Below are 13,356 nucleotides of genomic sequence, written 5' to 3' on the forward strand. Positions count from 1 at the left end.
GGCAATGCTCAAAACCGTCCGGCCGCGCAGCTACAGCGACGTCATCCACGTCGGACACCTCTTCTGCCACGACGTGACCGTGGTGATGGACCTGACCGACCTGGGCGACGGCGACCCCACACCCCTGGTCGACTTCGCCGCGGGCCTGATCGTCGCCCGCGACGGTGCCATGGAGAAGCTCGCACCCAAGGTCTTCATGCTCACCCCCCGCGTCAGCTTGTCGCCAGCGCCTCGGTCGGAGTGAGGCGGGCGGCGCGGACCGCTGGATAGACCCCGGCCGCCACGCCGACCAGCAGGGCGGCGCCGATGCCGACCGCCACCGAGGCCACCGGGACCACCGCCGGCCAGCCCTGGTAGCCGGCGTACCCGACGGTCGCGAGCACGCCCAGCACCGTGCCCGCGGCCCCGCCCGAGAGCGAGAGCAGCACGGACTCGGTGAGGAACTGCGCCCTGATCTGCCCTCGGTTGGCGCCGAGGGCCCGCCGCAGGCCGATCTCCCGGCGCCGTTCCAGCACCGAGATGAGCATGGTGTTCGCCACGCCGACCCCGCCCACCAGCAGGGCCACCCCGGCCAGGCCGAGGAAGAGCCCCGCGAAGGCCGTCTCGGTGGCCTGCTTGGCGGCCAGCGCGTCGGACGGGCGGCTGACCTGGACCAGGCCGGGTAGCTGCGGGTCGAGGGTGGCGGGCAGCACGCCGCGTACGTCGTTCAGCGCCTCCTCGCGGGCCCGCACGTAGACGACGGTCGGGTGGCCGTCGAAGCCCAGGACGCCGCGGGCCGGCTCCCAGCCGACCAGCGCCGACCGTTCGAGGTCGGGAGCGAGCGGCATCGGGTCCAGCACCCCGACCACCGAGAACCAGTGGTCGTCGATGCTGACCTGCGGCAGCGGCTGGCCCGGGACGAGGGCGACGCCGAGCCGGCTCGCCGCGACATAGCCGAGCACCACCGTCGGGAACTGCTCGTCGGCACCGAGGAAGCGGCCGGAGCGGACCCGGCCGTTGACGGTCTCGAGCAGGTCGCCGCGCGCGGCCAGCACGGTGAGCCCGGACGTGTCGTGCGGGTCGACCAGGTCGCTGCGGCGCACCACGGCGTGCGTGTTGGCCACGGCGCTGGTCGCCAGCACCGGACCGATCCGCTCGACCATGGCCACGGAGTTCTCGGGCAGGAGCACCGGCGGCTTCTGGTCCGGCACCGGCTGCACGCGCAGCAGGTTGGTGCCCAGCGCCGAGAGCTGGTCGGCGAGGTCCCGCTGGCTGGAGGCCGGGATGCCGGCGACGACGACCATCGTGGCGATGCCGATCGAGATGCCGAGCGCGGACAGGACGGCCCGCATCCGGCGGGCGGTGATGCCGAGCAGGCCGAGCCGCAGCACGTCGACCGGTGCGAGCCGGATCGGCTCCGGCGGCCGGTTCACCGGACGCTCCCGGTGTCGACCACGATCCGGCCGTCGCGGATCTCCACCCGGCGGGGCAGCCGAGCGGCGATCTCCCGATCGTGGGTGATGACGGCGATCGTCGTGCCCTCGGCGTGCAGGCCGCTCAGCAGGGCCAGCACCGCCTCACCGGTGGCGGTGTCCAACGCACCCGTCGGCTCGTCGGCAAGCACCAGCGCCGGGTCGTTGACCAGGGCCCGGGCGATCGCCACCCGTTGGCGCTCACCGCCGGAGAGCTGGTGCGGCAGGTGGTCCACCCGGTGCGCCAGCCCGACCCGGCCCAACGCCTCGACCGCCATCGCGCGCCTCCGGCGCCGGGGCACGCCCGCGTAGAGCAGCCCGGTGGCGACGTTCTCGACGGCGTCGACCCCGGAGTTGAGGTGGAACTGCTGGAAGACGAAGCCGAGCCAGCGGCCCCGCAGCGCGGACAGGCGGCGGTCCGGGAGGCTGGTGACGTCGTGGCCCGCGACGCGTACCCGGCCGCTGGTGGGCAGGTCGAGAGTGCCCATGATGTGCAGCAGCGTCGACTTGCCGGACCCGGACGGCCCGACGATGGCGACGAGCTCTCCGGCGTGGATGGTCAGCGACACCTCGTCGAGCGCGGTGACGCCGCCCGGGTAGCGCTTGCTGACCCCTTCCACGCTCAGCACCGGTGCGCTCACGAGGCCGTCACGACCTCGAGGCCCTCGGCGACCCCGGCGCCGCTGATCTCGACCAGGCCGCGGGCGAACATGCCGGTCTCCACGGCGACCAGCGCGCCGCCCGGAAGCTGGAGGGCGTGGCCGCCCTCGCGGAGCGCGACGAGCGCGTCCACCGGGACGGCGAGCACCCCCTTGTGCGTGGTCGAGGTGAACTCGACCCGCACCTCGGCGGCGTCCAGCGCCGCCACGTCCTTCGCCTTGTCGGGCGCGACCAGGATGTCCACCGTCGGCGGGGCGCCCTCGCCGGTGCCACCGTCGCTGCCGCCGCCCTTGACGGTGCGCGAGACGGAGGCGACCCGAGCCTTGATCTCCTTGCCGTCGGGCAGCACGACGCGCACCGCGGCGCCCACCTTGACGGTGTTGGCCTCCCCGGCGCCGACCGGCACGGTGACCAGCTTCGTTCGTTCGGTGACGGCCAGCAGCTCGGCCGCGACCTCGTCGCCCGGCAGCGCCTGCACGGTGCTCACCCGGACGGGTCCGGGCAGCACGACGGCCTGACCGACGCCGATCTTGCCCGTGGGTTCCAGCCCGAGCGACTCCTGCCACTTCTTGATCGCGGAGAGCAGCTTCGTGCCCACCACCACCTTGCCGTCCTTCGCCGGCTTGACCCCGGTCTCGTAGCCGAGCGCCGCGAGGTTGTCCGCGACGACCCGGACGTCACTGCCGGTCAGCCCGGCCTTGTCGATCGTGCGGAACAGCGGCGTGCCGCCGAACAGGACCGGGACGGGCCGGTCGTCGACCCAGTAGAGCGGCTTGCCCCGGCCGACCGTGTCGCCGACCCTGGGCAGCCGGGTGACGATGCCCGTGCCCGCGCCCTTGACGACCCGCTCCGGGCCGAAGCCGAGCGTGCCGCGCAGCGTCTGGGTGTCCGAGAGGTCGGTGCGGGTCACCTTGATCGTGGCGAGGGCCGGCGGGGGGGCGCCGGCCTCCGCGCCTTTGGCTCCACCGCGCAGGACCAGCACCGCACCGGCTGCGACCCCGAGCGCGACCACGACCACGGCGACGATCGCGGCTTTACTTCTTGCCACCGAAGATCTCCATCGTGCAGCTCTTCTCCGCCTTCGCCATCTCGTCCTCGTCGAGGCCCGGGCCGGCGGTGTTCACGTCGTCGTCGTACGTCCAGCCGGAGCCGTCGGGCAGCGAGTGGATGTTCGCTCCACGCTTGCGCAGGCACTGCACGTAGTCGTTCCACTGGCTCACGTAGTTCGGGTTCTTGTCCCGGTCGAGCTCCGGCGGCTGGAGCGGCAGCTTGTTCTCGCAGGCCACGTACGCCGCCTTCGGCTCGCCGCTCTGGTCGAGCGAGAGCCCGCCGCCGTCACCGACCGCACCGGCCGACCGGCCTTCGTTCTTCTTCACCCCGTGCTCGAACAGGCAGACGTTGTACGCCTGCCACAGAGCGTTCTCCTCCTCGTCCGTCGAGTCGAGACGAAGCTGCGGTCGGCCGCCGTCCGTCGCGGCGTCGCTGGCGGAGACCTTGACGTCCGGCGTGGTCAACGTGGCGACCTCGGTGCCGTTGTCCGCGCCTGGTGCCCCACCGCATCCGGTGAGTGCCGCGGCGAGCAGGACGGCGGCCGCCAGCAGGGCGGTTCGCGGGGTGGATTTCGTCATGCGGCGACCGTCCCGAACGACTGTCAGAAACCTGTGAGGAACCGATGGCCATCCTGTAGTCGCAGTTCAGCGGCGGGGTCAACCGACGTAGAGTCGCCGCCGTGCGCGCTCATGTCGTGGTGGCCGAGGACGACGAGAAGCAGGCCGAGCTCGCCCGCCGCTACCTGGAGCGGGACGGGCACACGGTCGTCGTGGTCCCCGACGGCCGCGCCGCGCTGGAGCAGATCCGCCGGCATCCGCCCGCCCTGGTCGTCCTCGACGTGATGATGCCGGGGGTCGACGGCCTGGACGTGTGCCGCATCCTCCGGCAGGAGTCCGACGTGCCGGTGCTGATGCTGACGGCCCGGTCGACCGAGGACGACCTGCTGCTCGGCCTGGACCTGGGCGCCGACGACTACATGACCAAGCCGTACAGCCCGCGGGAGCTGGTCGCGCGCGTGCGGACCCTGCTGCGGCGCGGCCAGCGGACCGCCGCGGACCCGGTGCACCGGGTGGGCGGCCTGGGCGTGGACCCGGTGCGCCACGAGGTGACCTGCGACGGCCGGACCGTCGACTGCACGCCCGGTGAGTTCGCACTGCTCGAGGCGATGGCCGCGCAGCCCGGCCGGGTGTTCACCCGGGACCAGTTGCTCACCCGGCTGCACGGTTTCGACCGCTACATCACCAACCGCACGGTCGACGTACACGTGATGAACCTCCGCAAGAAGATCGAGCCCAACCCGCGCAAACCGAGCCGCCTGGTCACCGTGTACGGCGTCGGCTACAAGCTGGTCGACCGTGCCCCGTGAGGTCCCGCTGCGCCGCAGCCTGCTGTTGCGCCTGCTGGCGCTGGCCGTCCTGGTGGCGCTCGCGTCCATCGCGGCGACCGCGTGGCTGGCGGTGCGCACGACCACCGGCGCGATCCGGCAGGAGCAGGGCCAGACGATCGCCGACGACGCGCGGATCTACGACACCCTGCTCGGCTACGCGGCGACGCACCCGGACTGGACCGGTGTCCAGGACACCCTGCGGCCGCTCGCCCGGCGGGTCGGCCGGCGGGTCGCGCTGACCACCGGGTCCGGCACGCCGATCGCGGACTCGGCGCCGTCGGCGGGTCAACTGCCCGCGAAACCGTCGGCGACGATCGACGCGCTCTCCGTGGACGCCACCCTGAGCCCGGAGTCGGGCGGCGCCGACCGGATCGACCCGCGCGCGGTCGGGCCGTACCTGCTGCCGCCCGACGAACGCGCCGCGCTGCGCGCCAGGGCCGACGTGGCGGTCACGTGCCTGCGGGGTCGCGGGAAGATCGAGGCGTCGGTGGTCGACACACCCAGTGGGCGCCCCCGGATCGAGACCGAAGGCCCGAACCAGCCCGACGACATCATCTGCCTGGACGCGCGCGCGGACCTGGCCGCTCCGACGGCCACCGAGACCAAGGCGCTCGGCCAGCTCAACGCCCTGGTGAACACCTGCCTGGCCCGGCGCCAGGTGCCCGCGGTGCGGGTCGCGCAGGACCAGACCTGGACCTGGCGGGACTCGGCCGCGGTCGCCAGCCCGGGCTTGTCGCGGAAGGAGCAGGAGGACAACCGGGCGGTCAACGCGTGCATCGGCGGCAGCCGGCGGGAACAACTCCTCCCGTTCGTGGCCCCGGCCGCGACGCTCTTCGTCGCCGACCCGGGCGGCCGCCCGTCGGCCAAGTTCGACCTGTCCCCGGCCAACCGGGCCCGGATCGTGCTCGTCGCGGGACTCGTGCTGTTGGTGACCGTCGTCGTCACCGTGCTCGCCGGCATCCGGCTCACCCGCCCGCTGCACGCGTTGACCGCCGCGGCGCAGCGGATGCGCGACGGTGACGGCGCCGCCCGGGTGCGGGTGACCGGCCGCGACGAGATCGCCCGGCTGGCCGAGGCCTTCAACGACATGGCGGAACGGCGAACGCGCCTGGAGCAGCTACGCCGGGCGATGGTCGGCGACGTCGCGCACGAGATGCGTACCCCGGTCAGCAACATCCGGGGCTGGCTGGAGGCCGCCGAGGACGGGGTCGTGGTGGCCGACCGGCGCCTGCTCGGCTCGCTGCTGGAGGAGGCCATCCTGCTCCAACACGTGATCGACGACCTCCAGGACCTGGCCCAGGCCGACGCGGGGGCGCTGCGGCTGCACGCCGAGCACGTCTACCTCGCCGACCTGCTGGCCCAGGTCGCCGCGACCCACCCGGGCGTCCTGCTGCGGGTCGACGGTGACCCGGAGTTGTTCGCCGACCCGGTGCGGCTCCGGCAGATCGTCGGGAACCTGGTCGCCAACGCGGTGCGGCACACGCCCCCGGGCGGGTCCGTGACGGTGAGCGCCCAGGTGGCCGGCTCCGAGGTGGTCATCGCCGTCGCCGACACCGGCACCGGGATCAGCGCCGAGGACCTGCCCCGGGTGTTCGAGCGGTTCTGGCGGGCGGAGAAGTCCCGGAGCCGGCGCAGCGGGGGCAGCGGCCTCGGCCTCGCCATCGTCCGCAAGCTCGTCGAGGCGCACGGCGGGACGGTCACCGCCACGAGCGTCGTCGGGCAGGGCTCGACCTTCACGGTCCGGTTGCCCGGGCAGGGTCCTGTGTCGTAACCTGCTGGGAGCGCTTCCACTGACGGTCCTCTATTGCCTATGCCAAGGAGAACCGCCATGCACCGCAGATCCGTCGTCGGCGCGGCATTCGCCGGCGCGGCGGCCGTCGCTGTCGCCCTGACCGCGCTGGTCGCGCCAGGCCGCGCCGTCGCGGCCGACTCCGCCTTCTATGTCGACCCGGACACCAATGCCGCGCAATGGGTCGCGGCGAACTCCTCCGACAGCCGGGCGGCGGTGATCCGGTCCCGCATCGCCGAGGTGCCGCAGGCCCGGTGGTTCACCACGACCAACACCAGCACCGTGCGCGCGCAGGTCAGCGCCTACGTCGGCGCCGCCGCCGCGGCCGGCAAGATTCCGATCATGGTGGTGTACGACATCCCCAACCGGGACTGCGGCGGAGCCAGTTCCGGCGGTGCGCCGTCGCACGCGGCCTACCGGGCGTGGGTCGACGAGGTCGCCGCCGGGCTCGCGGGCCGGCCGGCCACGATCGTTCTCGAGCCCGACGTGCTGCCGCTGATGACCAACTGCCAGAACTCCTCGCAGCAGGCCGAGACCCGGGCCTCCATGGCGTACGCGGGCAAGAAGCTCAAGGCCGGCTCGTCGCAGGCCAAGGTCTACTTCGACGTCGGGCACTCGGCCTGGCTGTCGGCCTCCGAGGCCGCGTCCCGCGCCGTCGCCGCGGACATCGTCAACAGCGCCGACGGCATCTCGGTCAACGTGTCCAACTACCGGGCCAACAGCGAGGCCGTGCCGTACGCGAAGGCGGTCCTGGCGGCGATCGGCTCGTCGGCGCTCAAGGCCGTCGTCGACACCAGCCGCAACGGCAACGGGCCGGCCGGCTCCGAGTGGTGCGACCCGTCCGGGCGCGCGATCGGCGTGCCGAGCACGACCCAGACCAACGACTCCGCCATCGCCGCCTTCCTCTGGGTCAAGCTGCCCGGCGAGGCCGACGGCTGCATCGCCACGGCGGGCCAGTTCGTGCCGCAGCGGGCGTACGACCTGGCGATCGCGGCCGGGCCGTGGAACCCGCCGACGACAACGCCGCCCACGACGGTGCCGCCGACGACCACGCCGCCCACCACCACGCCTCCTTCCTCCGGGAGTTGCACGGTCCGGCAGCGGTTCAACATCTGGACGGGTGGGTTCACGGTCGAGCTGACGATCACCAACGGCGGCGCGGCCGTGAGCGGCTGGACGCTCAGCACGACCCTGAGCGGCGACGCCCGGCTGACCCAGGGCTGGAGCGCCACCTGGACCCAGTCCGGCAGCGCACTCACCGCCCGGCCGCTGTCCTGGAACACCAACCTGCCGGCCGGCGGGTCGGTCACGATCGGTTTCCAGGGCACCTACACCGGGACGTTCGTACAGCCCACCCAGTGGCGGTTCGGTGATCGGGTCTGTTCGGTCATTTGACGGACGGCGACGGTTATCCGGTCGAAGATCGGGGAAGTGGTACGCGACCGAGGAGGAACCATGACCCAACCTTCGACCCCGCCCGGGCCTGGCGGCGTACCAGTGGCACCCGCCGGCTCCGGCGCTCCGGTGCCCGGCCGTGGTCTCGGTGGCGGTCTCTTCGGTGGTGCCCCGGTCGCCGACCAGGGCCCGAGCCGGCCGACGGTGACCGTCGCGACCTTCACGGACTACGCGGCGGCGCAGCGGGCCGTCGACTACCTCTCCGACAACCAGTTCCCGGTGGAGACCACGGCCATCGTCGGGAGCGGGCTGCGCCTGGTGGAAAACGTGCTGGGCCGGCTGACCACGGGCCGGGCCGCGCTCGCCGGCGCCGGCAGCGGTGCCTGGTTCGGCCTGTTCATCGGTCTGCTGTTCGGCATCTTCACGGACGCCAACTGGTTCGCCGTCGTGTTCTCCGCGCTGGCGATCGGTGCCTTCTGGGGCGCGCTGTTCGGTGCCATCGGCCACGGCGTGACCCGCGGCCAGCGCGACTTCACCTCGCGTAGCTCGCTCCAGGCCACCGAGTACGCGGTGATGGTCGACGCCGAGCACTCCGAAGCGGCCCGCCAGCTCCTGACCCGGATGAACTGGCAGGCCAGCGGCGCCAGCTAGGTTTTGGGGCGCCGTCCTTGCTCAAGGGCGGCGCCCTATGGCCCACCACTCGCGGCGCGGCCGGGGTAGCGCCGGCAGCGGAGTGCTGCCGTCGAACGCCGCCTCGGTGCCGTCCGCGACCAGCTCCACCAGGTCCGCGCCGTAGGCACCCGGCTGGCGGATCTTGAGCACCAGGCAGAACGGGTCGCTGTCCCCATACTTGCGCTGCAACTCCCGGTGATGCCCGGCGAGGTAGCGAGCCGCCGCCAGGTTGCTCAGCGCGGTCTGCCCGACGAGCAGGAAGACCGGGTGCGCGGTGGGCAGGGCGCGAGCGAGCAGCACGTGCGCCTCCTCGTGGGGCAGGCGGTCGTAGCGCTGCGTGCCGACGAAGATCGGCACGGTCTCGTCGGCCTCCTCGAAGGTCGTCACCCGGACGCCCGGCATGAGCGCCGCGAGGTGTGCGCTGGTCCGGGGGTTGCTCTCCGGGCCGCCGATGCAGAACTCGGTGACCTTGCCCAGCTCCTTGGGCGCCTCCGCCGCCGGCACGAGATCGGCCCGCGCACCGCACTCCTTGACGATCGCGCCGAGCTCGACGATGGCACCCATGTCGTTGCGGTGCACACTGGACACCTTCGGCGAGGACCAGTGCCGGCCGGCGATCAGGAGACTCGGCGCGCCCGCCCGCAGCCCGAAGAACCCGCGCATCCGGGCCAACCGCCGATAGGACACGGCCCGCTGCACCATCCAGGCCGCGACAGCAGCGAGCGCGCTCGCCACCAGATTGATCGCCAGGTCAGTCACGGCGACACATTAGACGGTCTCTCACTTGTAGTTCAGTTCCCCGGCTTCGATCGGTGGCGCCAGGCGGTTCTCCTCGGGTGCGAGGGGGCAGGCCCAGCGGTCGTCGTACGCGCATGACGGGTTGTAGGCGTAGTTGAAGTCCAGCCGGACCCGGTCGGGGCCGAGCAGGGTCACCCCGCGGCCGAAGGTGCCCTTGACCGTGTCCGTCAGGTAGCGGCCGGCGCCGTAGGTGCGCGGGCCGGCCGTGCCGTCGCGGAACGGCAGGAACAGGCCGCCGCCGTACGCCTCGATCCAGAACAGCGTCAGCGGCCCCCACGGGGTGTCCGCGATGCCTACCCGCCGGTACGTCACGACCCCGTCCGGGCCGCCCGTGTCGATGGTCAGGCCTCCGGTCGCCGGGCGGACCGGTGCCTCCGCGATCGCGTCCGGGTTGGCCGGGAAGTGGGGCAGACCCCGGAACGTCGGCCGCTCGTCCGGCGGGATCGGTGACTGCGGGTGCTCGGCGAACAGCGCGTCGCGCCCCGCCCGGAAGCCCGCCAGGTCGACGTCGGAGAGGTAGAGGCGAGCCACCCGTTCGCGCCAATCCGCCAGGTCAAGGTCATCCACATCACCCACGTTAGCCGGGAACAACACGGCCGGGGCGGAAGTTGTTCAGATTTGAAAGAACAGGTACCTTGGAGGTGTGATGAGAGACGAGAAGTTGAGCCCGGAGGAGTTGGCCGCCTGGCGTGCGGTCGTCGAGTCCAGCCAGCGGCTGCTCATCACCATCGAGGACGACCTGCGGAAGGCGAGCGAGTTGACGCTCGCCGACTACAACGTGTTGGTGCAGCTCGCCGAGGCGCCCGGGCGGCGACTTCGGATGGGTGACCTCGCCACCAAGCTGATCTTCGCGCCGAGCCGGCTCACCTACCAGATCGGCACGATGGAGAAGCGCGGACTGGTCACCCGCGAGCCCTGCCCGGACGACCGGCGCGGCAGCGAGGCCGTGCTCACCGAGGCCGGGTTGGCGGCGCTGCGCGCTGCCGCACCCGGGCATCTCGGCTCCGTCCGGAGGCATTTCATCGAGGACCTCGACGCCGCCGACCTCGCCGCGCTCACCAAGATCTTCACCCGCATCGACGAGCGGCTGAGCGCCGCCCGCACCGAGTCCCGCTAGGAACCGAGCCCGCTAGGAGTAGTCCGATGCCAGCCATCACCGTCGACGACGTTCTCGTCCTGCCCCGCCTGCCCCGCCTCGACCCTGCCACCACCACGATCCGCCCGGTCCGGTCGCTGACCACCGCGCCGAGCGGCTTCGAGGGTGAGGGCTTCCCGGTGCGCCGCGCGTTCGCGGGCGTGTCGCTGACCGACCTCGACCCGTTCATCCACCTCGACCAGATGGGCGAGGTCGACTACGCGCCGGGCGAGCCGAAGGGCACCCCCTGGCACCCGCACCGTGGCTTCGAGACCGTCACGTACATCATCGACGGGATCTTCGACCACCAGGACTCCAACGGCGGTGGCGGCACCATCACCAACGGCGACACGCAGTGGATGACAGCGGGCAGCGGCCTGCTGCACATCGAGGCGCCGCCGGAGCACCTGGTGATGAGCGGCGGCCTGTTCCACGGCCTCCAGCTCTGGGTCAACCTGCCGCGGGCCAACAAGATGGACCCGCCGCGCTACCAGGACATCCGCGGCAAGGAGTCGGGTCTGCTGACCACGCCGGACGGTGGCGCGCTGATCCGGGTCATCGCCGGTGAGATCGCCGGCCAGTCCGGCCCGGGCACCACCTTCACGCCGATCACCATCGCGCACCTGACGATCCAGCCCGGCGCCGAGGTCGACCTGCCCTGGAACCCGGACTTCAACGCCCTGGTCTACGTCCTGGGCGGCAAGGGCACGGTCGGCGTCGACAAGCGCCCGATGCACACGGGCCAGCTCGCCGTCCACGGCGCGGGCGACGCGCTGCGGATCACCGCCGACCTCCAGCAGGACGCGCACACGCCGGCCCTGGACCTCTACATCATGGGCGGCCAGCCGATCCGTGAGCCGGTCGCGCACTACGGCCCGTTCGTGATGAACACGCGCGCGGAACTGGCCAAGGCCTTCGAGGACTACCAGGCCGGTCGCCTGGGCGTCATCCCCGCGTCGCGCGTGCCGCACTCGTCCGGCGAGGGCGACCGCCCGTAAAGCAGAGTCCTAGGCGGTCACCACGAAGATGGCGATCACGCCCAGGATGACCATTATCAGGATGGCGAGGAGGAGCCCCTGTTCGGAGTTGGACTCCCGCGTACGGCTTTCCGACTCCGGGATGATCTCACTGCTCATCGGGGCCTCCCTACATGCCGTCCTTCGACAATGACGGTAGGCGCGCCGTTACGGAGAGAAATCACGGTTTCGCGCCACGGGTGGCGGTTCTGTGTCAACGTGTCGGCCCGCCCGGGCAGGTGTGACGGCCTCGCGTTCTGGGAAATGCCCCATGGATGCGGATAGAGGACTGGTTTCTCACCCGGGCGGAGCGCGGCAATCCCGCCTCAGACCTACCCACGTGGAGCGAAGGCAATCACTGCGAGCCGCTGGTGCACGGCGCCAGCTACTTCGCCGATCTCGTCCGCACTGTCGACGGGCTGGTCAAGGGTGATCACCTGCTGTTCACGGACTGGCGGGGTGACCCGGACGAGCGGCTCCTGCCCGACGGCCCGACCGTCGCCGAGCTCTTCTCCCGTGCGGCCGAGCGGGGCGTGGTCGTCAAAGGGCTGGTGTGGCGCTCGCATCTGGACAAGCTCCAGTACAGCGAAGAGGAGAACCGGCACCTCGGCGAGCTCGTCGGGGCGGCGGGCGGCGAGGTGCTGCTCGACCAGCGGGTCCGCCGAGGCGGCTCGCACCACCAGAAGATGGTGGTGCTCCGCCGTCCCGGGGACCCGGCCGGCGACGTCGCGTACGCCGGTGGAATCGACCTCTGCCACAGCCGCCGCGACGACGGCACGCACCTCGGTGACCCACAACCGGTGACCATGGCCGGCGCGTACGGGAAGCGCCCGCCCTGGCACGACGTCCAGCTCAAGCTCCGCGGCCCGGTCGTCGACGTGCTGGACCAGGTGTTCCGCGAGCGCTGGCAGGACCCGATGCCGTTGGACATCGAGAACCCGCTGGCCTACCTCGGCGACCGGCTAAGGCACGCCGACCTGACCGCGGACCCCCTGCCGGAGCGCCCGCCGGCCGCGCCCCGGGTCGGTCCGCACGCCGTGCAGGTGTTGCGCACCTACCCGGCGGTCCGGCCCCGCTACCCGTTCGCCCCGGACGGCGAGCGCACCGTGGCCCGTGGCTACCTGAAGGCGGTCCGCCGCGCCCGCCGGCTGATCTATCTGGAGGACCAGTACCTCTGGTCGACCGAGGTGGCGACGCTCTTCGCGGAAGCCCTCAAGGCGAACCCCGAGCTGCACCTGGTCGCCGTGGTGCCGCGCCATCCCGACATCGACGGCCGGCTGGCCCTGCCGCCCAACCAGGTCGGCCGCGAGCTCGCGCTGCGGCTCTGCCGGGAGGCGGCCCACGACCGGGTGCACGTCTTCGACGTGGAGAACCACAAAGGCACTCCCGTGTACGTGCACGCGAAGGTCTGCGTCATCGACGACGTCTGGGCGAGCGTGGGCTCCGACAACTTCAACCGTCGCTCGTGGACCCACGACAGCGAGCTCTCCTGCGCCGTGCTCGACGAGACCCGCGACCCGCGCGCGCCGCAGGACCCGGGCGGTCTCGGTGACGGCGCCCGGGTCTACGCCCGCGATCTGCGGCTGCGCCTGATGGGCGAGCACCTGGACCGCACGGACACCGACGACCTGGTCGACCCGGCCGTGGCGGTCGCGGCGATGACCGAGTCAGCCGAGGCGTTGGACGCGTGGCACCGTGGCGGTCGCACCGGCCCGCGCCCACCGGGTCGCCTGCGCGCGCACGCACCGGAACGGCTGCCGCGCCTGACCCGTCTGTGGGCCCTGCCGCTCTACCGCCTGCTCTACGACCCCGACGGCCGCCCCCTCAAGCACCGCCTGCGCGGCACGTTCTAAGGCCGCGTCCTGTCGCTCATCGCGGCCTGCGACGGGCCCAGCCGCCGTCTGGCGGCGTCCCGGGATCACCCAGATACAACACCGGTATCCGGGCAATCCCGAGCCACCACCAGACGACACCTGGACTCCGTCTCGGCTCACGATGAGCGA

The 13,356-nt window shown here is 72.3% G+C and carries 15 protein-coding genes; 8 read left to right on the forward strand and 7 right to left on the reverse strand.

The window, feature by feature from the left end:
- Positions 1-4: 4 nt before the first annotated feature.
- Entirely contained in the window at positions 5-244 is a 240-nt protein-coding gene (gene sepF / locus BLV39_RS22965; protein WP_090796495.1) for a cell division protein SepF, read from the forward strand.
- On the opposite strand, the gene BLV39_RS22970 is transcribed toward sepF, so the two are convergent.
- From BLV39_RS22970 to BLV39_RS22985, 4 genes are read right to left on the reverse strand one after another with little or no spacing between them, the layout of a single operon-like run.
- Entirely contained in the window at positions 213-1,412 is a 1,200-nt protein-coding gene (locus BLV39_RS22970; protein WP_239084136.1) for an ABC transporter permease, read from the reverse strand. The two genes, sepF and BLV39_RS22970, sit on opposite strands and share 32 nt — an antisense overlap.
- Positions 1,409-2,092, reverse strand: coding sequence for an ABC transporter ATP-binding protein (locus BLV39_RS22975; RefSeq protein WP_090796499.1), 684 nt, complete (start codon positions 2,090-2,092; stop codon positions 1,409-1,411). Before BLV39_RS22975 ends, BLV39_RS22970 begins: the two co-directional genes overlap by 4 nt.
- Entirely contained in the window at positions 2,089-3,159 is a 1,071-nt protein-coding gene (locus BLV39_RS22980) for a peptidoglycan-binding domain-containing protein (protein WP_090796506.1), read from the reverse strand. Before BLV39_RS22980 ends, BLV39_RS22975 begins: the two co-directional genes overlap by 4 nt.
- The gene (locus tag BLV39_RS22985) at positions 3,146-3,739 is read right to left on the reverse strand and encodes a hypothetical protein (RefSeq protein ID WP_090796509.1); all 594 of its coding nucleotides are present in this window, start codon (positions 3,737-3,739) and stop codon (positions 3,146-3,148) included. The genes BLV39_RS22980 and BLV39_RS22985 overlap by 14 nt, the downstream gene beginning before the upstream one ends.
- Before the next feature lie 101 nt (positions 3,740-3,840).
- On the opposite strand from BLV39_RS22985, the gene BLV39_RS22990 reads away from it, so the two are divergent.
- From BLV39_RS22990 to BLV39_RS23005, 4 genes are read left to right on the forward strand one after another with little or no spacing between them, the layout of a single operon-like run.
- Positions 3,841-4,527: a response regulator transcription factor gene (locus BLV39_RS22990; RefSeq protein WP_204083055.1), complete on the forward strand. Its 687-nt coding sequence runs from the start codon at positions 3,841-3,843 to the stop codon at positions 4,525-4,527.
- Positions 4,517-6,319 (forward strand): sensor histidine kinase, encoded by a 1,803-nt coding sequence (locus BLV39_RS22995; RefSeq protein WP_239084135.1) that lies wholly within the window; start codon positions 4,517-4,519, stop codon positions 6,317-6,319. Before BLV39_RS22990 ends, BLV39_RS22995 begins: the two co-directional genes overlap by 11 nt.
- 57 nt (positions 6,320-6,376) lie before the next feature.
- Positions 6,377-7,732, forward strand: a complete 1,356-nt coding sequence (locus BLV39_RS23000) for a glycoside hydrolase family 6 protein (protein WP_090796516.1) — start codon at positions 6,377-6,379, stop codon at positions 7,730-7,732.
- Positions 7,733-7,792: 60 nt separating this feature from the next.
- The gene (locus BLV39_RS23005) at positions 7,793-8,383 is read left to right on the forward strand and encodes a general stress protein (RefSeq protein ID WP_090796520.1); all 591 of its coding nucleotides are present in this window, start codon (positions 7,793-7,795) and stop codon (positions 8,381-8,383) included.
- A gap of 21 nt (positions 8,384-8,404) precedes the next feature.
- Here the strand turns inward: BLV39_RS23005 and BLV39_RS23010 are convergent, their stop codons facing one another.
- The gene (locus tag BLV39_RS23010; RefSeq protein ID WP_090796524.1) at positions 8,405-9,163 is read right to left on the reverse strand and encodes a hypothetical protein; all 759 of its coding nucleotides are present in this window, start codon (positions 9,161-9,163) and stop codon (positions 8,405-8,407) included.
- A gap of 21 nt (positions 9,164-9,184) precedes the next feature.
- Positions 9,185-9,769 (reverse strand): DUF1684 domain-containing protein, encoded by a 585-nt coding sequence (locus BLV39_RS23015; protein ID WP_090796529.1) that lies wholly within the window; start codon positions 9,767-9,769, stop codon positions 9,185-9,187.
- Positions 9,770-9,848: 79 nt separating this feature from the next.
- On the opposite strand from BLV39_RS23015, the gene BLV39_RS23020 reads away from it, so the two are divergent.
- Both BLV39_RS23020 and BLV39_RS23025 read left to right on the forward strand, forming a co-directional pair.
- On the forward strand, positions 9,849-10,319 hold the full coding sequence (locus BLV39_RS23020) for a MarR family winged helix-turn-helix transcriptional regulator (protein ID WP_090796532.1): 471 nt from the start codon (positions 9,849-9,851) through the stop codon (positions 10,317-10,319).
- 26 nt (positions 10,320-10,345) lie between these two features.
- A complete protein-coding gene (locus tag BLV39_RS23025; protein WP_090796536.1) occupies positions 10,346-11,335 on the forward strand; it encodes a pirin family protein in 990 nt (329 codons plus the stop codon).
- Positions 11,336-11,344: 9 nt separating this feature from the next.
- On the opposite strand, the gene BLV39_RS44835 is transcribed toward BLV39_RS23025, so the two are convergent.
- A complete protein-coding gene (locus tag BLV39_RS44835; RefSeq protein ID WP_275414364.1) occupies positions 11,345-11,473 on the reverse strand; it encodes a hypothetical protein in 129 nt (42 codons plus the stop codon).
- A gap of 155 nt (positions 11,474-11,628) precedes the next feature.
- Here BLV39_RS44835 and BLV39_RS23030 point away from each other — a divergent pair, with 155 nt between their 5' ends.
- Positions 11,629-13,206, forward strand: a complete 1,578-nt coding sequence (locus BLV39_RS23030) for a phospholipase D family protein (RefSeq protein WP_090796540.1) — start codon at positions 11,629-11,631, stop codon at positions 13,204-13,206.
- The last annotated feature ends 150 nt before the right edge of the window (positions 13,207-13,356 follow it).

This window comes from Asanoa ishikariensis (genome assembly GCF_900107455.1).
GTDB lineage: Bacteria > Actinomycetota > Actinomycetes > Mycobacteriales > Micromonosporaceae > Asanoa > Asanoa ishikariensis.

Coding starts and splice junctions, on each gene's coding strand:
- BLV39_RS23000 (WP_090796516.1), top strand. CDS start 6,377: ATGCACCGCAGATCCGTCGTCGGCGCGGCATTCGCCGGCGCGGCGGCC.
- BLV39_RS23020 (WP_090796532.1), top strand. CDS start 9,849: ATGAGAGACGAGAAGTTGAGCCCGGAGGAGTTGGCCGCCTGGCGTGCG.
- BLV39_RS22985 (WP_090796509.1), bottom strand. CDS start 3,739: ATGACGAAATCCACCCCGCGAACCGCCCTGCTGGCGGCCGCCGTCCTG.
- BLV39_RS23005 (WP_090796520.1), top strand. CDS start 7,793: ATGACCCAACCTTCGACCCCGCCCGGGCCTGGCGGCGTACCAGTGGCA.
- sepF (WP_090796495.1), top strand. CDS start 5: ATGCTCAAAACCGTCCGGCCGCGCAGCTACAGCGACGTCATCCACGTC.
- BLV39_RS23025 (WP_090796536.1), top strand. CDS start 10,346: ATGCCAGCCATCACCGTCGACGACGTTCTCGTCCTGCCCCGCCTGCCC.
- BLV39_RS44835 (WP_275414364.1), bottom strand. CDS start 11,473: ATGAGCAGTGAGATCATCCCGGAGTCGGAAAGCCGTACGCGGGAGTCC.
- BLV39_RS23030 (WP_090796540.1), top strand. CDS start 11,629: ATGCGGATAGAGGACTGGTTTCTCACCCGGGCGGAGCGCGGCAATCCC.